Source organism: Lacticaseibacillus sharpeae JCM 1186 = DSM 20505, assembly GCF_001436225.1.
In the GTDB taxonomy this organism is placed as follows: domain Bacteria; phylum Bacillota; class Bacilli; order Lactobacillales; family Lactobacillaceae; genus Lacticaseibacillus; species Lacticaseibacillus sharpeae.
Map to the genome: position 1 here is coordinate 111,251 of NZ_AYYO01000044.1, position 21,935 is coordinate 133,185.

Here is a 21,935-nt window from a genome sequence, read left to right on the forward strand (position 1 = left end):
GTAGAAAGGAGGTAAATTATGGCAGGAAGTTTAGGGCATTTGGCCGCCACTGTCTCACTAAACATTGACCCGTTTAGGGCATCAGCGCGCACGTTATCGTCTACAATCAAAGCCACAACCGCCGAACTGAAAGCGCAGGACATCGCGTTCAAGGGTTCCGAAAAGTCCGTGAACGGGATGAAGACTGTCTACGGAACTTTGGAACGTCAATCCAAGCAACTCCAGGCTCGATTAAAGGCTGAACAGCAGACCTTGAAGGAACGCTCCGAAGCGGTTGCTAAGGGCGGCGATGACATGGAGAAGCTCACTACTCGTGAGGCTAATGCCGCCGCCGCACTCAACAAGACCGCCGCCCAGATTGCCAACAACAAGAATCGCATGGAAGCATTGAACAAAGAGATTCTGCTCCAATCATCATCGTGGACAAAACTCTCTGAAAAGGCGATGGCATTCTCGAAGGTCACCGGTAAGATTGGCGGCGCATTATCCAGCTTTGGCTCTAAGGCAACCATGGCCGTTACAGCACCACTAGCCGTTGGTTTTACTGCCGCTGCTAAGTCAGCGATTGATTTTAACAGTCAAATTAGCAGTATTGGCCCGCTATTGACCAACGGTGGCACGGTTACTGCGAAGTACCGCGCACAACTCGATAAGATGGCCGAATCATCCAAGAAGTGGGCGGTTCAATATGGCACGTCCACGAAGTCAATCAACGACGGTATGTCCGAGATGGTCAAGCGTGGTTATTCGGCTGAACAGACAATGGGTGCCATGCCGTCAATTCTGGACGCAACCAAGGCTTCTGGCGATGACTTCAACGATGTTATGCACGTGTCAACCTCCGTACTCGAACAGTTCGGGTTGAAGTCTAATTCTACCGCCGGGATGCTCAAGAACACGCAACGCGTAACCGACAGCCTGACGCTGATCGCAAACAAAACTGCCGCAGGTTTCCAAGACATGGGCGAAGCCATGACTTATGTTGGGCCAGTGGCTAATTCCGCTGGTATCTCATTGGAACAAACAGCGGCCGCAATCGGTCTCATGTCTAACCAAGGGATTGAAGGTTCGGTTGCTGGTACCGCGTTGCGTGGTGCATTAACCCGATTGATGAAGCCGTCCAAACAGAACGCGCAAGGGTTCAAGGAATTGGGTATTAACGTGGCTGACTTCAAGAAGGGCACGCTGACCTTGCCGGATATGCTGGACAAGATCAAGAAGAACACCACCGGTTGGACGAAAGAACAGAAATCTGCCGCTATTGCTACGGCGTTCGGTACCAACGCGCAAGCTGGTATGAATGTGCTGATTAGCGAAGGTGGTGACGCACTCCGCAAGATGACTTCTGACGCGAAGAACGCTAGTGGGACAACCGCGAAGATTGCTGAATCCATGAATAACACGCAAGCTGCCAAGGTTGCGAAGTTCAAAGAATCAATCAACGTTTTAGGCATTACGATTGGTCAGAAATTACTGCCGACATTGACTCCGCTAATTGACAAAGCAACACAGGTGATTAAGTCATTCTCCGAAATGGACAGCCACACGCAACAGTCAATCATTAAGTGGGGACTATTTGCTGCCGCAGTTGGGCCGGTCGCAAGAACGCTAGGTTCCGTGTTCAACGTGATGCATGGCACCGGTTCAGCTATTGGTGCTGTTACTGGTGGATTAGGCCGAGCAACCACTGCCGCTAAGCTTGGCGCGGGCGGTTTCAGCATCATCAAATCCGCGTTTAGCAAGACAGCTTTTGAAGCACTCAAGGTTGCCCCCGCCGCTGGTGTGGCTGCCGATGGACTAGGTGTTGCTGGTGCTGCTGGCACCGGTTTGCTTGCTTCGTTGGCACCAATTGCACCTGCAATTCTCGGTGTTGCCGCCGTTGCCGGTACTGGCTATGCAGCGTGGAAGCTCTGGGGTGAGGGTGCTGTTGAATCAGCCAACCGCACTAAAGAGTGGGGTAGCGATATTGGTGCTTCTGCCGACAAGTCTGCTGGTGCGATTAAGAAGGCTTCCGGCGAAATCTCGGGTGCACTCGACAACACTAATCAGTCCGCCAAGACTAACGCAAAGCAGATTGCAGAAGGTTTTAATTCGATGACTAAGGCGGCACAAAAGGCCGCCACTGAATCCGATAAAGCCGCTAAGAAACTTGCTAAGTCACTCGGTGGTTCTGCCGGTGACGCGTTACTAAAAGCCGCCGCCAAGGAAAAGGCCGCCGATGATAAACGCATTGCCCAGATGAAGTCCAACACTAAAAAGGCTGAATCCATCACGCGCTCTGCTAATAAGACCGGCGAAGCACTAACTGCCGACCAGATTCAAATTCTGGATAATCTGCGTAAAGATGACGCTCAGAAGGCGATTAAGACCCTGAAGCTGTCTGGTTCCGAGCAAAAAAATGTTCTAAAGGCTATTCTTGGTGAAAAAACCAAGATGACTGCTCAGCAAGCTGCTGAACAACGCCAAGACTCACTGATTGCGTGGCAGCAAGAAGCAATTGACTATAACAAAGCACAAACCAAGATTAAGAACGATGCTAAGCTCACCAAAGCCGAAAAGAACGCCACACTAGAAGGATTAGAGAAAGACCACCAGTCGAAACTCAACACTATCTATCAAGGCGCAATTCAGGCGATGAAGTCGCAAGGCATGAGTAACCATGAAGTCCAGCAACAGCTTCAAAATGACTACGGCCTAACTGAAACCGCCGCTGAAAATTCCATGGATGCATATACCAAGGCGATGAGCAAGGGTGTGCAGAGTAACAAGCAGTTTGCCGCTGCTGTGTCTGACGGCATGTCTGCCAGTGCAAAAAAGGCTGGTAATGCCTGGAACTCGCTGGTACTTAATCCGAAGACGGGGAAGGTTGTCACTAATCTTTCACAGGTGCTCAAGGACACCGCAAACACTAAGGTTGGTTGGAACAAGCTGGTTTTTGAGCTAAAATATGCGAAAATCTCCAGCAATGCTAAGCAGGCAATTGTGGACGCGTTAACCGCAAGCGACCAGTGGAAGTCGATGCCAACGTGGGAAAAGAACGCGGTGATTCGCGTCCAAGGCCGCAATGAACTGGCTGACATCATGGAGGAGTACGTGGACTGGAACTCGCTAAGTCTCAAGGAACAGCGAGCGATTGTTCACGGTGATTACAGCGGGCTGGTAAATGGTCTGGTTGAGGCTGGCAAGTGGCAAAAACTCACGCTGAAACAGCAGCAAGCAATTGTCAAAAACAAGGCAACAGCACCAATCATCTCCGCACTTGCTGAGTCTGGTAAGTGGAACGGTCTGACGATGGAAGAGAAGAGTGCCGTGGTCAACGCCAAGGGCACTCCACAGCTCGCCGACGCCGTTATCAAGTACAAACTCTGGAATCAGCTGCCGGACAAAGAAAAGAAACTGCTGATTAATAACGCCGATGCGCGTAAGAAGTTAGCAGCGTCCAATCTTGATCTAGGTAAGTACAACTCTGTAAAAGTTGCTGAGAAGATGTTCAAGGCAAATGAAAAGAGCGTTAAGACGTCCAGCAAATCCGCTGAAGACCAAATTGCGTTTATCAACAAAATGAAAACCAAGACTAAAGTATTCAAGGGTGACGCCAAGGACGTCAAGAACAAGTCCAAAGAGTCACAGGACGCGGTAAGCAAGAACAACAGCAAAAAAGTTGACACCAAATTTTTCAAGGGTGACTCCAAGAGCATTGTGGCGAGCGGCAAAACCAGCATGGGCACACTCAAGAGTTTCAACGGCACACCAGTGCTGACGAAGGATTATAAGGGTGTTGACCACGCTAGTGCTAACGCCAACCGTGCTACCAAGGCGTCCAAAGAATTTAGCAAGCAGAAAAATCATACAGTTTGGTATAAAGCCATTTTTCAGACAATCAAATCCGTGATTACTGGTAAGCATAAGAAGACCGGTTCAAACGATTTCAACGACGGTCTTGCCGTGGTTAACGATGCCACCGGTGGAACTTTCCGCGAAGCAATCACGCTGCCTTCTGGTGAGACTTTTATCCCACAAGGCCGCAACGTGGTCATGGCACTTCCACGTCACGCGCGGATTGAGACTGCCACTGCTACCGCACGCAAGTACGGGATTCCGAAGTTTGCTAACGGGACGTCTGACTTTACCGGCGCAACCACTACTCTGCAAAATCTCCACAGTGAGACAGTGCAGGCGGTGACCGTTCAGTCCAGCTCCACCACAGATGATGGTGTGGCAAAAGCACTTAAGACACTCAATGTGCTGGTTGCTGAATTGCTGGATTACACGCCGTCAATCGAAGGAGTCGTTCAGCTTGATAACAGTCGTGAAGTTGGCCACTGGGTTGCGAAGAGCGTTACCAATGAGCAAGCGCGGGCAAACAGATTGTACAACCGCAGTAGAGGGGTGAACATCTAATGACGATTATGTATTTTAATGGAAACCAGATTGGTGACCGGTTTTTGCAATTTAATCCAAAACGGGGTGCGCTTCCCGAAGTGGAAAATACGGTGGTCACTGTCGGTCGTTCTAACGGTGGCCGTTTTCAATATGGGCGTTTTAAGCCACGCGTAATTACTGTGGATTATGATGTGTCAACAATCTCACAGCGCGAGTTTGAAAAGCGTATGGCACCGCTACTGTACACTAGCGAACCCGCAAAGCTGGTATTCTCGGATGCACCGAATGAATACTGGATGGCAAAAGTTGATGGTTCAATCAGTTTAGAGCGAGCTTACTACCTTGGTTCGGGTACAATCAATTTCATCGTCCCCGATGGTCTGGCGCACGCGACTACCCCGACAGTAGTCTCTGGACTCTCGCCACTGAAGCTACCGAACGTTGGCACTGCACCAGCGTGGCCGATTTATAAAGTCACGATGAAGTCCGAAAACGGTTATGTGCAGATTGGAACACCGCAGGGCTATGTGGAGTTCGGCGACCCTGAGCAAGTGGATAAGACCGAGCAGAGCAAGGCCAGCAAGGTAGTCAATATTGACTACCGGAGTGAGCCGACCGCTGACGGCTACGCGATGAACGCCAACTGTGTGACGGTCTACCCGCAGCGGCTGTTTAAGGACGGTGACGAGTACACCAATCACATGGTAGGCACCTTGCAGTATGGCGAGGGGCCAACTAAGGAAGCGGCTACCAGCGCGTTCGACGATGGCACGCCGGCCGGTGGCATGGATGTGTCTAACTGGCATGGGCCAGCGGTGCACTTCGATGTACCCGAACCGACCGAAGACCCAGATTCAACGGACTTCAGCTACAAGGCCCGGGCGGAGTTTCAGGCCGGTGACGGTATGGGCCGTGAGGAGTTCACGCTCGAAAGTGGCGGCCTACCGGCATTCTCAATCGTAATTCGCGACTCCAGCAATTATGGGAAGACGAAGATTATAGAGTGCTGGCAAGGGACGACAATCATCGACACGCACACGCTGTCGGCTAAGTCAGGCGCGTTCTTTGAGGCATCAATCACGCGGCAAGGCGACAGCGTGCTGTACAAGTTCGCACAGATTACGAAGCTGACTAGCGACACGTCATATAAGGCGGGTTACACGTACAATCATCCGCTGAATGTCGATGGCTTGGCTGATGTGCCGATTGATGGCATCACCCAGTGGATGATGGCTTACGGCGAGATTATGCCAGTCGATATGTACTGGACGGACACGAAGTTCACATGGACGAATATCGAGTATACGCAGAACGAGCCGAACTTCTTCAACGAAGGCGATGAGTTTGTCGTTGACCCCGCGCACCGTAAGGCTTACCTGAACGGCGTGGAATCAGAGTTGTACACGGTTGGCAACAATTGGGACGCGTTGAAGGTTTATGACCCGTACACCCCGATTGCGGTTATCCCGTCATCATGGGCCGAACCACCGGAAGTCGAAGTCACACTTGAGGAGGCATATTACTAGTGGATTATTTATTTGTGGATAGAATGCGCCGACTGATTGCGACGGTGCCGACAGACAGCGTTGATGGTTTGTGCATTAGTTCTGATGATGAAATTGTGACTATCAATGGTTCACGCAATCTAACATTGGAACTGACTTACAGCGCGGACACAGTACTGTTGGCGGCAAAAACCGGAGCAATTGGTAATCTGGTGATGTATAAGGACGAAGACAAGAATCCCGTTGTGATGGAAATTGTTAAGTCTGTCCGTGACCCACTAAATTACACGTACACGCTGTCTGCTGATACTGCTGGTGCGGATTTAATCGACGAAACAGTAGATACGTATGACGCAGATGATGAATACACAATCGACTACTATGTAGATAAATTCACATGGGACAGCGGTTGGGAAATTCGGCTTAATCAGGTTACCGAAAAAGCACTGAAACTAAAGTATGACAACGAGGACGAAACTGCGCTTGCTCGGGCACTAAATGTGGCGTCTGATTTTGGAGCAGAGCTAGACTTCGCCTTCACCATTGACACCGACCACACGGTGCACAAGTACATTGACATCTATGCCGCACGTGGTTCACAGACCAACGCTGAACTGGTACGGGATATCAACGTAAACAACGTGACCAGCACCACCGACATCTACGACATGTTTACCAGCGTCAAGGCCAAGTCTGACGTTAATGATAAAGACGGTAATCCAATCACGCTTAAGGGTATGACTTGGCAGAGCGATGATGGCCGCTACGTCCTGGGGTCTGACGGCATTCTCCGGGACACCGTGGCCGTGCATAAGTGGAGTCGGATTCTGTCAGAGGATAACCCCGACCCGTCCACGCACCACCTACAGCGGGTTAAGAAGTATACAACCGGACTGGACACGGCTTCAGACGATAATCCAAAGTACAAGCAGTACCCGGATAAAGTCGAAGCTAAGAACAAGGACATTGCGTCCCAGAAGAAAAAGATTACCGCGACCGACGCATATATCAAATCGCAGAACGGTTACATTGCGAAGAAGCAGAAGTACATTGCTGAGTGCAACGCACGCATCGCAGCGTATGAGAAGAAGCAGAAGTACACATATCCTGCGAAGAAGGCCGCTTATCTGGTGAAAGTCAAGTCATTGCAGGCTGAACTTGCTAAGGGTGGGACAGCAAGCCATGTAAAATCGCTGGCGAACCAGATTGCTACTCAGCAACGGCTGGCGGCAAATCAGGACAAGTATGCGGCAAAACAGAGCAAGTATATAGCTAAGCAGCAGGCTTACATCAAGGCTGCCAATGCAGCGATTAAAGGATATAAGAAGAAGATTGCGGATTACAACGCCAAGATTAAGGGCTACAACGCGACCATCGACAAGGATAACTCTGACATCACTGACCTGAACGCTGGTAAAGTCGCACTCTACAACGACGTGCAGTCTAAAACGCTAGATCTAGCACTTGCCGACCTCAAGGCTCACAACGAACCGGCGGTTAACTACGAGACTGACATTGCACTGCTACCTGACACGGTGCGTCTAGGCGATACCGTCCACATCGTCGATGACGAAGAAGGCACGTACCTGAGTAGTCGGGTGCTGCAGATTGAGACGTCGCGCGCGGCGGGCACACGGGTGGCTACCATGGGTAACTATCTGATTGAGCAGCGACAAGCGGAGAACGCGGACGCCGCACTGGCACAGAAGATTGACTATGCGACGCAGGGTCTCCAGAAGGACTCTGCGCAGGGTAAGAAGTTTCAGGCCGAGATTGATGAGCGGCTGGCAAACGCAGACACTGAGGCCGCACAGCTTGAGCAAAAGCTGACTGACAATAAGGCGTACTACGACAAGGAGGTTTCTGACCTCAATGCCGCTGTAGCTACCGCTCAGCAAGCTGCTATCGACACCGCTAAGACTGACCTCGAGACAACTATGGGGACGTACAAGGGCGAGGTTGATAAGCAGTTTAAGGAGTACAACGACGGCTACGACTTGAAGCTCACTGAAGCGGACGGACGTATCAGCACGCTGACTGACTCAATCGATGGCTTCCAAGCCAAGGTTGAGGACACTGTCACCGGCATATCATCGAAGTTTGATGTGCTGTCGGACTCGGTTAACGCAACCATCAGCAAGGACAACCTCCAAGCACTCTTTGCGGTGCAAATCCAAGACGGCACGGCGTCCATCGTCGACCGCCTGACTGACGCAGAGGGCAACATTGAGGCAACCACCAAGCTCGCCAACGGGATTCAGCAGAGTGTGGAGAGCTTGACGACCAACACTTCCACGCAAATCAACCAATTATCGGACTTAATCGACTTGCGGGCGACGAGTGCGGACGTGAAAGCCCAGATTGATGTGGCGACCAAGGGGCTTAACGCCTCAATCGAGAGTGTGGACGGAAAGACAGTCAATCTTGGTGCCACGATTGATGACATTACCGGCTGGCAGGCAACGGTTGACGATTCGGTGAGCGGACTAAAGAACCAGATGACCAGCACAACCGATACGTGGAACCAGAAGTTGACGGACGCCAAGAACAGCCTAACCACGCAGATTAGCTCCAGTGTGGCGAACGGGCTGGCAAGCATTGACCTGAAGGCTAATGGTGGTTACTTATCAATCGCCGGTAACGGGTCAACCAGCAAGGTTTGGCTCGGCGGGGACAATCTTTACCTGACCGGTGACACGCATGTGGAAGGGGATTTCTTCCTGACAGAGGTCAACAACAGTCTGGACAGCTTAAAACTAGATACCTCAGGCATGTTTTTAAAACAAGGTGGAGATGACATCGGGTGGATTCACACCAATAACCTGGTCGACCACGAACAATACGATGGTTTGCTGTTCGATTTGAAAGCGAAGGGTGATTACATGGCATGGGGCGCGCAGAATGCTAACGGTCCAGATGGCGATTACCCCATTAAATTAGCATGGTGGCGCAGCGACGTAGCCAAAGCAATCGGCGACGACACCGTGGCCGGTTTTCAATTCAGCGACCCGGTTCAATTTGACAAAAATATTCACATTCCAAATGCTAATGGGGAATTATCGTTTGCTAAAACAAATCTCAGCGGCAACGCTACGACGTCTCCTTACCCGTATTTCGGGCGTGCAAGTGGTAATGCAGGATTCGCGTATGGCTCTAGCGCCGTTTACATGGTTCAGGGCGGTAATTGGAGCCGAGTGGTGAACACTCATGACCCGTTCAAGCCGGATGGCGGTGCTTATCAGAATTTGCAATTTACGACAATGGTATCTAACAACACGTATTATCCTGCATTAACGAATCAGGAAGGCAAGGTCGGAATACTTTTTGGTTCAACCGAATTGTATTTGATGAGGGACGGGAAACCATACCCGCTCAGCGGAATTCTTAAATAGGAGAAAAAATATGAATAACGAACATAACGATTTTGCAAACAAGGTAGCCAGCAACCTAGCAGTTAAGCTTGCCCGCATAGAGGTCAATAACTCTGCGCTAGAAGTGCAGCGTGACAGTCTGGCAGCGCAGGTTAAGTCATTGACGGACGAGATGGCTAAGGCGAAGGAGGCACAGACTGATGGAGACACCGACATTTCCGCTGCTGACGCTGACGGTAGCAAGTAACTCCGGCATTCCACAGGAGCGCTTCGCAACGCAGGGCGACAAGGGACGCCAGCAACTGCTGGTCATTACGGACGGCGGTACAATCGGAGCGGATTCACTCGGATTCCGTGCCAGTCTGCCCGATGGTAATTTTGTCGACGTACGCGAAGGGTTCACCGTCAGCGATGACCAGATTCAATTCGCGATTCCAGACCAGACATTTTCGGCAAACGGCAGGGTGACCTGCTATTTTTATGTGTTCGATGGCGACACGATTCTGGCGTCCACGAACAAGTTCACGTATATCGTGGCTCCGCAGTTTGAGCGCGGTGTGGGTGGGTCAAGCTACAGTAAGACGCTGGAGACGCTCAAAGCCGACATGGAGTCCACGCTGGCCGACCTCAAAACAGAGGTGTCTAAGTGGATGGCGTCTGCCGACGTGGAGGGTGAGGTCAAGCGGCAACTGGCGTCCACGCTGTCTGCTATCCAGAGCTGGGAGCAGACACAGAAAACGGCGCTGGACGCTAGTGCTAGTGAGCTGACCAAGGCCCAAGCGCAGTGGATTGACGAGTACAACACTCTGACCGCAGAATTGGCAACACTCAAGACTGCACAGGCCAACGCCGAGAAGGCCACGTCTGACGCTACGACAGCCACCACGCAAGCCACGCAAGCTGCGACTACCGCCACCGCATCAGCCAAGGCCGCGGACACCAGCAAGGCTAACGCAGACAAGGCAGCATCCACAGCCACGCAAGCCGCCACGGACGCAAGCAAGGCCACGACCGACAGCAAACAAGCTACCGCAGACGCCAAGGCTGCTACCGAGCTGGCTAAGCAAGCCGCCGATAATGCGAATAACGTTTCGGCGACTATCACGGATGCAGATTTGGCCGCATGGATTACACAGGAAGCAGGTAAATAGAATGAACTGGACAGAGAAACTAGCTAAGATTTTACGCGATAAAGTAGTACGGTCAGTCAATGGCGTGACGCCGACTGACGGGGAGGTGGCACTGGTATCGAGTCCTTTCAATTTGCTGCTGGACTCGAACCAAAGCTTGATGCCCTTCAATAATAAAAGTTGGACACATGACAGCAAGTTTGTTACTGGCGAAAGAGCAGTTGCACTTGCTGGTAAGACGGTTTCTGTCTCAGTAGACATTGAAAACGGGCCAGAACAGAAAACACATCTAGGTGTTTTCTACCTCAACGCCAGTGGTGCCCGCACTGTTATAAAGGTTCCGGTCACACCAGCATACATTGAAGCGGGGGCAAGTGGGACATTTACGACAACTCTTGTGGTTCCTACGGACATCACCGACAGATTGGAAGTTTGTGTACTTGGCGCGATACAAGATTGGACGGCTAATATCGGCCACGAGATGATAAATCTTGGTAACTACCCTATGCCATACGCTCCGGCGGTGGTCACTAGTTTCGGTGGGCAGCTGCCTGATAGCGAGGGCAACATCGATATGAGCGCGTATGCTACGCAGAGCGGGGACAATGTTTGGAGCGGGCACAACGAGTTTACTGGTACCGGCGGGCTCCCGAATGCAGAGGCCTTTAGAAAGGGAACGTTTGATTTCAACGCCACTTCGGGGTCATTCATCATGCAAATCGAGTCAAGTGCGGGGACATACAAGAATGGGCCGACTAATCCCGGGGCCGATGAGGGGGAGTTTGGTTGGGGGACCGCAGTAGCCTTCGATGACGGCGTTCAGGGTACACAGCTTGTGTTTCCTGACAACGGACAGTATGTACACATGAGAATTCGAGACGCCAATGGAAAATGGAAAGTTTGGACGAGACTGGCAACCGACAGCGACATCACCTCGTTAAATAACAAGATTTCCGCCCTCGAAGCCCAAATTTCGGGGGGGGCAGTAAACCTGATTGACAGAACAGGGGAACTGGTTGGACAGATGTTGAGTGCTGATGGGACACAGCAAGCGTTTGACGCTTCTGACTTGATGGCAAACCACATACCGGTGCAGCCAGGCCATATCCTGAAATTTGCAGTCACCGGGGTTTACCTGAACAATTCGTATGCTTTCCGATGGAATTACTATGACTCCACAGGGCAGTATATGGGCCGTCAATCCACTGCCATTAATAATTTTGAGTGGATAGTCCCTGATGGCGTCGCGTCAATCTGGGTCAGCTACCCAAGCACCGGCGAAGTAAGCTTAACCGATGTAACGATCATTGAAACTCGCATTGAATTGCTAGAAGCAAAAATGGTGGCAACTACCGCCACAACCACCACAGCATAAGGAGGAAACTAACATGACAAAAACAATCTACCGCTTTTACTCTAAGGCGGAATTTAAACGCACTGGTATGTCTTACACCGCGCTGACCACAGATGATGACACTTACAAGCCATCATATCCATACACGGACACCGCAGTGCCAGAAGAACTGCAGGCGCCCGATAAGGTGCCATTCTACGTGCCAGAGCACGCACAGTGGGAAGACATGTCAGAGGATGCACAGATTATCGCTGACAAGCAACAGGCCGCTGATTTAGCCACTGCTAAGCAGGATGCCAAGGAGGCCAAGGCGCAAGCCACTAGCCTGCAAGCTGCACTGGATAAGGCCAACTCAGACATTGAGTTGAGCAATCAAGCGACGACCGAGCTGACTAACCTGCTCTTTATCGTGGCTGACCAAGACAAGCTGGCCGCTGCTATGGGCATGACCACAGACACAACCACACAGGAGGCGACACAGAATGCCTAACGCACTTATTGCATTACTAGCTAAGCAGAAACAATCTGACCCGTCCACACCAGTACCTGCACTATTGCAGACGGCAGTACAGGCCAAGATTGAGGCACAGCCCCAGACCAAGGTCACGAATACTGACCCGGGGGTAGCCGTCAAGGTGGCCGCACCGACCGAAGCGCCACACGTAGACGCTACGACTGATACAACACAGGAGGCATAACCGTGACTTACGAAATCACATCTAACGATGCTACCTTTGACGGCTCGCACCGTGTAACACTTAAGGGCACTGGCGACGCTGGTCAGTCACTTATCTACACGCAGAAGCTCACTGACACCGACATCGACGGCAAGACGTGGGGTAGCGTGACCGGTGACGAGCTGGTGACCATCATGACCGCACGACTTGCCAAGGCAATCGCAGGAACCGAGGCGTAACCATGCTGGCAATCGTTGGAGCAATCACATCATTATTCACGCTCGTCGGCTCCATCTTTGCCGCAATCAAGTCCTGGCGTGGCTTCGTCAAGGAACAGCGCGAAGACCGCGAGCGGGCACGGCGCGAAGCAGAGGAGGCCCGCAACATGCAAGCCAAGGCCGACGCTGAATGGCGGAATAGCGTGGATAACCGCATGGACAAGCTGTATGACTCACAGCAGGCGTTTGGACACGACCGTATTGTTGCTGAGTGCAACCGGCATCTGCATAACCACTACATCACCACGGTAGATCTAGATAACATGATGCACCTCATGCGTGCTTACGAGGGCGTGGGCGGTAACGGGACGGCACACATGCTCTGGGAGAAGGTCAAGCAGTTGCCGATTGACGACAGCAAAGAACCTGACGCCATTCGCGGGGAGTACGACGCACAGACTCGACAAGAAATCAAAGAATTCATGGAGGTAAAAACAGCATGATTAATTGGCTCAAGAAGATTAACTGGGGCGTGCGTTTCAGCGACCCCGGCAACATGTTTCGACTGGTGCTGGTCGTAGGTGCGCCAATCCTGACGTACTACGGCTTGACCGCCACCGACCTCACATCGTGGGGCGTGGTTATCGGCACACTGGGCAAGGCGCTCAGCAATCCATACGTACTCGGCACCGTGGCCGTCAGCTTCTACGGCTGGCTGGTTGACCCGACCACCGCGAACACGTCTGACAGCAAGCAGGCGCTGACCTACACCACGCCGAAGGAGGACAAGTAATGGTTAGCATCAAGACCGATTACGTAATTTCCCCCGGCACGGCTAAGACCACCGGTCACATCTTAGTAATCCACGCCACCGCCGACAACAACGCCACTGCCGCCAACATTGCGGCCTACGAGCACCGCACGTGGCACTCTGCGTTCGTGCACTACGCCGTGGACGACAAGGGTGCATACCAGATTGGCAAGCCGGGTTACAAGGCGTATGGTGCGGGGAACGTCAACAAGTACGCGCCCGTGCAGATTGAACTCTGCCAGTTTACCGACAAGACCCGGGCACGCAAGGCGTACAGCAACTTCGTGGCACTGGTCAAGCAGATGTGCGCTAAGTATGGTATCCCGCTGACTCTGGACTCCAGCGATAAAACGGCCGGTATCAAGTCCCACGACTGGTGCCGCAAGACTTACGGCGGGACAACCCACACCGACCCGTGGGCATACCTGACCAGCATCGGCATCAGCAAGGCGCAGCTCGCCAAAGACCTCAAGGCCAAGACGACCAGCAAGCCCGCTACCAAGTCATCCACTAAGTCCACATCTAAGGTAGACGGCTACTGGGGGCCAGCTACCACGCTGGCGCTTCAAAAAGTCTACAACATGAAGTACCAGGACGGGAAGATTTCTGGTCAAGGACACAACGCCGTCACTGACGCAATCACTGGCATCACGTATGGCACTGGTGGCAGTCCGTTTGTGACTGTGTTGCAGAAGCACGCTGGGGTTAAGCAGGACGGCAAGCTCGGCCCCGCCACGCTCAAGGCCATGCAAAAAAAGATGGGTACGGGTGCAGACGGGAAACTGTCTAAACCATCCGCGTTCGTCAAGGCAATTCAGAAGGATGCGTTCGCTGGCAAGAAACCGTTCTAGCTCATTAAAGCTATGCACAGCTCATCAAATTAGCCTCACTCTTAATTGAGTGGGGCTTTTTTGTGTGCGCTAAAATAAATTTAAAAAATAGGTTCACAAACGGGACCTGTGAACCCTTTGTGAACCTATGACTCTAGAAATTCAGTCATATCAAGGGCCTAGAGCCTGGTTCGATTCCCCTCATCTCCATACTAGTTCTCCGATATTGCGGCAAACGTTAATTGAACGCTTGCCGTTTTTTATTGCGCCAAAAACTCGGGGACAAACGGCTGGCTGATCTCGCTGTACTCATTGCTGACACCGCGGTCGGCCGTCAGCAGAATCACACTCACGGCATTAGTCTGGGCGGCATCGCGCGCCACGGTCAGGAAGCGCTGGGCTTCCGGGCCGCTGAGCTGGCTGAAGATATCGGCGATGATAATGTACTTTTTGCCCGCCAGCACGCTGCGGAAGAACTCGATGTAGAGCCGTTGCAGCGCGCCAAGGGCGTTCGCCGGTCCGTTCAGGAAATCGAAGTCGGTGCGCATTTCTGCTGGCAGCGCGAAGAGGTCGTGTTCGGGTCCGTCGATGTAGATGTTTGCCCGGACGGTGAGGTAGGGGACGATGGCGCTATCCGTGCCAATCACCCCGGTGGTCTTGCGCAGCGTTGTCTTGAGCATAGTGCGGACGTAATGCGTGAATGCCTGGCGGGCGTCTGGCGTGTACATCAGGTGCAGGCCGGCATCCGCTAGGTTGGGCGTCACGGCGCATTGCAGTTTTGCTTTAGGTTTAAACAACATGGGTGACACCTCCTGTTTCGTTTTTTACAGTGCCCGCCGCACGCGGTGCGCCTGTAGTAGTGTGGCTAAAAATGGGAGCAAGATCACGATGGTTGCCCCGATGAGGAACGTGATGCTGTAACCGGATAGCGAATCCAGCGTCCGGTTGCCGAAGTCATGGCCAACCAGCAGCGAGCGGCTCGTGAAGTCCGTCATGTGGTTATGGAACATGCTACTCAGTGAGTTCTCCACCGCGGTCTGGGACTTGCCCGTGGCCGAGGTGAGCACCTGGATGAACGTGGTCCGGTTCAGGTGCTGCATAACCTTCATGATTTGGGTTGAAAACAGCAGGCTAATCAGCGTGACAATGGCGAAGGTGCCCCCGAAGCTGATGAAGCTCTCGGCCCCGCTTTGGAACGCGATGGTGCCGGGGTGTTTGCCCACTAGCATCAGTGCCCGTGTTTCGTCCCGGTTTCGCCGGGCAAGGCGGAAGGCAATGAACATGATCGCGATGATGAATACGCCGGTGCTCAGCCAGAAGATTAACTGGTAGAGGTTCGTTTGCGACTGGTAGATTTTGGCGATGCGTTTGGCCACGCCCTTTTTGATGACGGTGGGGTGCTTACCCGGCATGCCAGTTTGCGGCGTTGCCGTGGCGCCGTTAGTGTTCGCTCCGGCGGCAGAACCGGAAGTGCCGTTTGCCGCCTGTTTACCTGCACTAGGCATGCGGCCAGTACCCGAATCGGTGCCAATTGACAACTGGTTAAGGCGCTGGTTGAAGGTCATCCGGGCCTGGTTTTCCAGCATCAAGTTGGTCTGCAGGAATAAACCGGCCGTTGTGAACAGCACGGTCAGAATGATAATCGCAATGTGGGCGCGGCGGTGATACCTCATACCCATGATTACGCGCTCGAGGAATTTCATTTTTACCCCCCTTTGCCTGGGCGCTCTCGCCCAGGCGGTTTTGTGGTGCAACCCTAGCCAACTGAATAACCACAGTATAGTGGGAATTCATGAACAAAGTATGAACGTTTAATGCAAGAAAACAGATTTCACGCCTGCGAAATCTGTTTTCTCCGGAATTATTTAATTAAGTTACTTAGCGACTGAACTCCGCTTGGCACTGGAAATCATCGATTCCATTGGTGTCTCCGTCGTGTTCGCTTGCTTGATGACCTTCTTCGGGTACTGGGTGAGGACGGAGCGGTTCTTAGCGAGCTCGGGGGAATCGGACTGGTAATTCGCGGCGGCGTTGGTGCTACCGTCCTGCGAATATTGGCTCGTGCTGGTTGCAGACAGACTGCGCTCGATGGCGAGCATCCGCTGCAAACTGGTATCGTAATCCGTCGCGTCACCATCAACGGGGGTGAAGCCCGCCGGAGTGTAGAAGCGCAGCAGGTTCTTGTTGGCCAACGTATCCGAGAGGCGCAGTTCTTTGTTGACCTTTTTCTCGTCGGCAGCCAGGGCCTTCTTATCGGCTGGCGCCAGGTTCGTGGCCTCACGTCCGGCATCGGTGCCCGTGTTTACGTACGGGGTTTCGCTGATCACGCTGTATTTGGGCGTGATGAAATTCCCGTTGCGCTGGGCGACCACCTGACTGTGCTGGCGGCTCAGCAGGTCGGTCCCGAACTGGACGTATTTTTTCGTGCTGACGCCGAGCAGGTGCATGAGGGTCGGCAGAATGTCGACTTCACCGCCATAAGTCTTGTTTTGACCGCCCTTGAGCCCCTTCATGCTGAAGATGAGGGGCACCCGCTGCATTTGCAGGTTGTCGTAATCCGACCAGGTTTCCGCATTCTTCCCGAGCAGCGGCGCCAGTGACTTGTTGCGGGTTGAGCTCAGGCCGTAGTGGTCCCCGTAGAGCATGACGATGGAATTATCGTACAGACCGGACTGCTTAAGGTAGGTGAAGAATTCCTTGAGCGCTGAATCCAGGTAGTTAGCAGTCTTGAAGTAGTTGTTGACCGTTGTGTCGTCCGTGCCCGCATCCGGGAAGTCGGAGTCGGTACTGGAAATGGTGAACGGATCGTGGTTCGAGGTGGTGATGATCTTGGCGTAGAACGGCTGCTGCATGTGCTCCAGGTACTTGGCGCTTTCGGCGAGCATCAGCTTGTCCTTAATCCCGTACTGGGTGTTGGCGTCGGCACTGTGGGCGAAATAATCGCCGTCGAAATAGTACTGGTAGCCGAGGTTCTTGTAGGTGTCGGTCCGGTTCCAAAACGACCCTTTGCCCCCGTGGAGGACGGCGCTGGAGTATCCGGCCGTCTGGTCCAGAATTGCGGGTGCGGCCTGGAATGTGTTGGTGCTGCCGAGGGCGGAGAAGAGGGAGCCGTTGTTGATGCCAAAGGTGCTGGTTTCGAGCATGTTCTCGGCGTCAGAGGTTTTGCCCTGACCAACCTGGTTGAACATGTTGCTGAAGCTGAGTGTGGATTTGTCCTTAATCAGTGAGTTCAAAAATGGCGTGACTTCACGGCCGTTAATCTTCTGGCCAATTAGGAACTGCTGGAAACTTTCAAGGTGGATGATGATGACGTTCTTGCCCTTGGCCACGCCGTAATACTTCGCGTTGGGCTTGGCGTAGTTCTTGCGGACGTAGCTCAGAATCTTATCGGCATCCGCACTGTCTGCAGACGACCGCACCGTGTTGGTCTGTGCCGTCTTAACCCCATCGTAAACGGTGAATGGCGCCAGGCCCAGATACTTAACGATGTAAGAGCGGTCGAAGGTACGCGAAAGCAGTTGCGGCCGGTTAAGTTCACTGACGGCGAGGGTCACCATGAACAGCGCTAGTCCGACGACGGTGGTGGCTTGGGGCAGGTGGTAGCGTTTCTTGGTGGCACCAAGATGAATGCCGAATGTTGGCCAGGTCAGGGGCTGGCGCTGAAGGTAGCGCCAAATGTTGACGATGGCGTACACGCCGAACACGCCGGCGATGATGAATTGGTCGAGCAGGATGACGATATCCTTGAAGGCCATCATCGACGAGCCGCTCGCCCCCAGTCCCTGGACCACCTTTGGCAGCGCCAAGATGGTGTTAATCGTGATGAAGTCCGTGAATTCACGGTAGTACAGCGCATTGGCCAGCAGCAGTGCGCACAGGGCGGTGTACACAATCAGGCCTGCGATAATGACGTTGCGTGATTTTTTGAAGTACAGGGCAATCGACATTAACAGAATCGCCGAGCCCAAGGGATTAATAATCAGTAATATGTATTGCAGCGGGTCATCAAGGCCGAGGTTGAAGTCAACAAAGTAGGCGAAGACAGTCTTCGCCCACAGAAGAATGACCAGAATCGAGATGAACCCGAGCCGCGTGTGTGTCAGTTTGTGTAGCTTTGCCAATAGGTTTGACCTCCGAGTTGTGCTGGAGACTATTCTACATGATGTTGTGCAAACAGTAAAAGATTCCAGTAATGAGCGTTGCCGTCAGGACTGCGCGTGCGGCCAGATGAACATGCGCAGGCGGTGCAGGCAGACGTAAATGATGGCGCCGATAAACGCGCCAGTGGTGTTAAAAATCAGATCGTCGACGTCCGCAATCCCCGTGTGCATATAGAACTGCATGGTTTCGATGAACATCGACATGAGCATCCCCCAGAAGACCACGTGGATTGCCTTGTGCCGTGGCCGCAGCAACAACGGCAGCATCATGCCAAAGGGGATGAACCAGACCACGTTGCCGAGGGACTGGTAGTAAAAGTCGAAGTGGGAGAGCCCTAAGCGTAATTTCCAGGTTTCGGCCAGCACCGTCCAGTTCGCTTCGTGCCAGTCGCGGCCCCAATCCATCGTAATCTGCCAGGGGAAGTACGAGTGGCGGAAGACGGTGAGGAATAATAGCAGCATCACGTAGGCAGTGAAGGTGAAGACCAGTAGTTCGTGGCCCAACCGAATGCGCTTGTGCCGCCGCCAGAGCCACAGGCCGCGCAGTACTGCGAAAATCAGCAGGTAGAGGATAGTCTTGTCCACACTGTACGTCACGAGACGAATGAGTGGAAAATGATTGATGCGCTCCGCATAGTTGGCTTCTAAAAAGCGGTAAACTGGCCCGAGAAAAATCATTGCTTGTCCTCCATGTAGACCATTGTACCAAAGGGTGACGGCCATGTTCGGATAGTTAAATAATATTATTCAAATTACAATTTTTTGGTAACCGTACGTTCTTGCGACCACAAAAAAAGAAGGACCGTGAAGTCCTTCTTTAAAAGCTAAATTACTTGGTTACTACGGAGTCAACAACTTCAATGTTGTCGAGACCACCGTACCAGCTGTACCAAGGCTTAGCGTACTTGTCCAGGATCTGGTTGAGTTCTTCAACGTTTTCCTTACCAGTCGTTTCAAGCCACTGGGTGAGTGCTGCTTCACCGCCATCAGCGAAGACCTGAATCCCATCCTTCCAAGTTGCACGGCCACAGAGGATACCGTTGTACTTGTTGCCAGATTCACCGGCGAATGTGAGTTCTTCACGGAATGTTTCGGCTGGAACACCAGCGGAAAGGTAGATGAATGGACGGTCAACAGTTTCGTTAACCTTCTTGAAGATGTCAGCAGCTTCTGCTTCGGTGTAAGCAGGAGTTACGCCGTCAGCAGTGTGACCTTCAACAAATGACCAGTTAACTGGGATTTCTGCCTTGAGGACGTCAACACCGTACTGAGGCTTGGTGAATTCTGCCAGTGCGTCAAGTACCAGGCTTGGCTTTGCCTTTGCGTATTCGAAGCTCTTTGCGTCAGGAATAGCGTCGTCGTAGGTAACAACTTCGAGGAAGAATGGCATGTCAGCGCCGCGGCTTTCGTTAGCCAGACGTTCTACAAATGCCTTCTTGACGTCGTTGATTTCGTCCTTGTCGTGTGGGTTGTAGTATACAAGTACCTTAACGGCATCTGCACCCTTGGCAGCGAGACGTTCGATGCTTTCACCGGTGAGCAGTTCTGGGAAGCGACCAACAGTAGTAACGTCGTAACCAGTCTTTTCGTATGAAAGAATCAAACCAGAGCTAGGGTCCTTGGCAGCCATTGCCTTGAAGCCGAGTTCTTCATCTGTCAGGATGGAAGAAGCGTACTTTGTGAGTTCCTTGGATACCAGTTCCTTGAACTTGTAGATCTGTTCAAGACTGTATTCGGTGCCGGCCTTTTCGTCAGCAGCCGCCATCATTTTCTTCATTGAGCCACGCTGGTCAATTGCCAGGGCAGCGATAACGCCGCTCTTGTTGGACAACTGCTGCAACTTCTCAAACTTACCGCGAGTAATGACTTTCTTTGCCATATGGATAATCCCTCCAGAGATAGAAACAATTGATTTAACGACTTCATTGTACATAATGAAATCGGTATTATCAAGTCAAATGAACAAAAGTGCGCTTTCTTTTGAGATTCAGAAAACGTGTGCAGGCACGGCGCCGTACCCGTTTAGCGTTTTCACGAAAATTCCGTACAAAATGTGACACCGGTATCATTTGTAGGTTGACCGTTTTCAAAACTTCCGGTACAATTTATTTTCAGATTCGCATTTTGCTTAACGGGATTAGGTTCCGGCTTAACCCCATTTTGACGGGCGCGAACGGCAGTTTTTTGCATATATGATTGTGAAACCGCATCCGTGCGGTCAATGTGCAAAATTGTGCAAAAAAGTTCAAAAAAATGTTTTCACTAAACAAATTTGAACTTTTTGGCTCTGCTTGGGGCGAATTTGGCCTCAAGCAGAGCCAAATAATGTTGGCTTTGTTCATCGGCGGCAGCGTGTATCCGGCACGCGCATCCGACATCAATATATAAAAGAGGTAGATAGGGCACATGGGTATTTTGATTGCTTTGATTCCAGCGATTGCCTGGGGATCAATCGGACTTGTTAGTGGTAAGATGGGCGGAAATGCATACCAGCAAACGCTCGGGATGACAATCGGCGCACTGTTCTTCGGGATTGGGACGCTCATCGTTGCTCGGCCTACCATTGATACTAACACTTGGATTTTTGGGATTGTCTCAGGTTTGTTCTGGGCGCTGGGTCAAGGTAACCAGTTCCGCTCAATGAAATTCATGGGTGTGTCCATGGCCGTGCCAATGTCCACGGGGCTGCAGCTGGTTGCTAACGCCCTGGCTGGCGCATTGCTGTTCCACGAATGGAAGTCTGGCCACGACATTACCCTCGGGCTCATCGCGGTTGTTGTTTTGATCATCGGGGCAACACTCACTTCCCACCGCGACAAGGTTGCAGGTGGGGCAGCGTCCAGCCACAACATGCCGGCCGGGATTCAGGCACTGATTATTTCTACTATTGGTTATGCCGGCTACACGATTGTTTACACGTGGGCGGGGCTTGACGCCACTGCGGTTGTGTTGCCACAGAGTATTGGGATGCTGGCGGGGGCCATCGTGCTCTCCGCTAAGCACAACCCAATCGCCAAGGGCACGGCCAAGAACATTCTCACCGGGATTTTCTGGGGCGTCGGGAACATCTTCATGTTGATGGCCACCAAGGATGTCGGGCTCGCAGTTGCGTTCTCCTTGTCCCAGATGGGGATTGTCATCTCCACGTACGGTTCCATCTTCCTGCTGGGCGAACACAAGACCAAGCGCGAAATGGTGTACGTGACCGTGGGGAGCCTGCTGGTAATTGCCGGTGGGGTAATCTTCGGGATTATGAAGGCCTAACTAATTTAATCATGATTACGACAGCACGGCGCAGACTTTTGCGCCGTGTTTTTTTGACGGCTGCGTGTCACTTTTTGCGTGCTAGATTGGTGTTCAAACTGTGCGATAAAACGATTTTTTGGCGAATTGGTAGCATTATCTGATTCTGATGCAAGCCGCGTCGGTCTGGCTTTAGGGGGCGCCGCGGAAGGGATTGATATATATGTATGTACAAATGCTTAAAAATGTTGCG

18 protein-coding genes are annotated in these 21,935 nt (G+C 52.3%); 13 read left to right on the plus strand and 5 right to left on the minus strand.

Features of this window, described 5'->3' with window-relative positions:
- Nucleotides 1–18 precede the first annotated feature (18 nt).
- From FC18_RS09005 to FC18_RS09060, 12 genes are read left to right on the plus strand one after another with little or no spacing between them, the layout of a single operon-like run.
- Nucleotides 19–4,401 carry a phage tail tape measure protein gene (locus FC18_RS09005; RefSeq protein ID WP_056976116.1) on the plus strand — a complete coding sequence of 1,461 codons (4,383 nt, stop codon included), beginning with the start codon at nt 19–21 and terminating at the stop codon, nt 4,399–4,401.
- 8 nt (nt 4,402–4,409) lie between these two features.
- A complete protein-coding gene (locus FC18_RS09010; protein ID WP_225353662.1) occupies nt 4,410–5,909 on the plus strand; it encodes a distal tail protein Dit in 1,500 nt (499 codons plus the stop codon).
- Nucleotides 5,909–9,280: a phage tail protein gene (locus FC18_RS09015; protein ID WP_156660900.1), complete on the plus strand. Its 3,372-nt coding sequence runs from the start codon at nt 5,909–5,911 to the stop codon at nt 9,278–9,280. Before FC18_RS09010 ends, FC18_RS09015 begins: the two co-directional genes overlap by 1 nt.
- 10 nt (nt 9,281–9,290) lie before the next feature.
- Nucleotides 9,291–9,506 (plus strand): hypothetical protein, encoded by a 216-nt coding sequence (locus tag FC18_RS09020; RefSeq protein WP_054677376.1) that lies wholly within the window; start codon nt 9,291–9,293, stop codon nt 9,504–9,506.
- Complete coding sequence (locus FC18_RS09025) at nt 9,460–10,410, plus strand: BppU family phage baseplate upper protein (protein WP_054677379.1); 951 nt, start codon at nt 9,460–9,462, stop codon at nt 10,408–10,410. Before FC18_RS09020 ends, FC18_RS09025 begins: the two co-directional genes overlap by 47 nt.
- Nucleotide 10,411: 1 nt before the next feature.
- On the plus strand, nt 10,412–11,764 hold the full coding sequence (locus tag FC18_RS09030) for a hypothetical protein (protein WP_054677380.1): 1,353 nt from the start codon (nt 10,412–10,414) through the stop codon (nt 11,762–11,764).
- A gap of 13 nt (nt 11,765–11,777) precedes the next feature.
- The gene (locus tag FC18_RS09035) at nt 11,778–12,233 is read left to right on the plus strand and encodes a hypothetical protein (RefSeq protein ID WP_054677382.1); all 456 of its coding nucleotides are present in this window, start codon (nt 11,778–11,780) and stop codon (nt 12,231–12,233) included.
- Nucleotides 12,226–12,441: a hypothetical protein gene (locus FC18_RS09040; protein WP_054677384.1), complete on the plus strand. Its 216-nt coding sequence runs from the start codon at nt 12,226–12,228 to the stop codon at nt 12,439–12,441. Before FC18_RS09035 ends, FC18_RS09040 begins: the two co-directional genes overlap by 8 nt.
- Nucleotides 12,442–12,443: 2 nt before the next feature.
- Nucleotides 12,444–12,659, plus strand: a complete 216-nt coding sequence (locus FC18_RS09045; RefSeq protein ID WP_054677386.1) for a hypothetical protein — start codon at nt 12,444–12,446, stop codon at nt 12,657–12,659.
- A 2-nt stretch (nt 12,660–12,661) separates the two neighbouring features.
- The gene (locus FC18_RS09050) at nt 12,662–13,141 is read left to right on the plus strand and encodes a hypothetical protein (RefSeq protein WP_054677388.1); all 480 of its coding nucleotides are present in this window, start codon (nt 12,662–12,664) and stop codon (nt 13,139–13,141) included.
- Entirely contained in the window at nt 13,138–13,431 is a 294-nt protein-coding gene (locus FC18_RS09055; protein WP_054677390.1) for a phage holin, read from the plus strand. The genes FC18_RS09050 and FC18_RS09055 overlap by 4 nt, the downstream gene beginning before the upstream one ends.
- On the plus strand, nt 13,431–14,300 hold the full coding sequence (locus tag FC18_RS09060; RefSeq protein WP_054677392.1) for a peptidoglycan recognition protein family protein: 870 nt from the start codon (nt 13,431–13,433) through the stop codon (nt 14,298–14,300). The genes FC18_RS09055 and FC18_RS09060 overlap by 1 nt, the downstream gene beginning before the upstream one ends.
- A gap of 239 nt (nt 14,301–14,539) precedes the next feature.
- Here the strand turns inward: FC18_RS09060 and FC18_RS09065 are convergent, their stop codons facing one another.
- The 5 genes from FC18_RS09065 to FC18_RS09085 form a co-directional block, all read right to left on the minus strand.
- On the minus strand, nt 14,540–15,079 hold the full coding sequence (locus FC18_RS09065; RefSeq protein ID WP_054677394.1) for a hypothetical protein: 540 nt from the start codon (nt 15,077–15,079) through the stop codon (nt 14,540–14,542).
- 24 nt (nt 15,080–15,103) lie between these two features.
- Nucleotides 15,104–15,982, minus strand: coding sequence for a hypothetical protein (locus tag FC18_RS09070; protein WP_054677396.1), 879 nt, complete (start codon nt 15,980–15,982; stop codon nt 15,104–15,106).
- Nucleotides 15,983–16,153: 171 nt separating this feature from the next.
- Nucleotides 16,154–18,400 (minus strand): LTA synthase family protein, encoded by a 2,247-nt coding sequence (locus FC18_RS09075; RefSeq protein ID WP_054677398.1) that lies wholly within the window; start codon nt 18,398–18,400, stop codon nt 16,154–16,156.
- A gap of 84 nt (nt 18,401–18,484) precedes the next feature.
- On the minus strand, nt 18,485–19,117 hold the full coding sequence (locus tag FC18_RS09080) for a VanZ family protein (RefSeq protein ID WP_082403902.1): 633 nt from the start codon (nt 19,115–19,117) through the stop codon (nt 18,485–18,487).
- A 151-nt stretch (nt 19,118–19,268) separates the two neighbouring features.
- On the minus strand, nt 19,269–20,318 hold the full coding sequence (locus tag FC18_RS09085) for a tagatose 1,6-diphosphate aldolase (RefSeq protein ID WP_056976120.1): 1,050 nt from the start codon (nt 20,316–20,318) through the stop codon (nt 19,269–19,271).
- A gap of 527 nt (nt 20,319–20,845) precedes the next feature.
- Between FC18_RS09085 and FC18_RS09090 the strand changes: the two genes are divergently transcribed.
- Nucleotides 20,846–21,703, plus strand: a complete 858-nt coding sequence (locus FC18_RS09090; RefSeq protein ID WP_054677400.1) for a GRP family sugar transporter — start codon at nt 20,846–20,848, stop codon at nt 21,701–21,703.
- Nucleotides 21,704–21,935 lie beyond the last annotated feature (232 nt).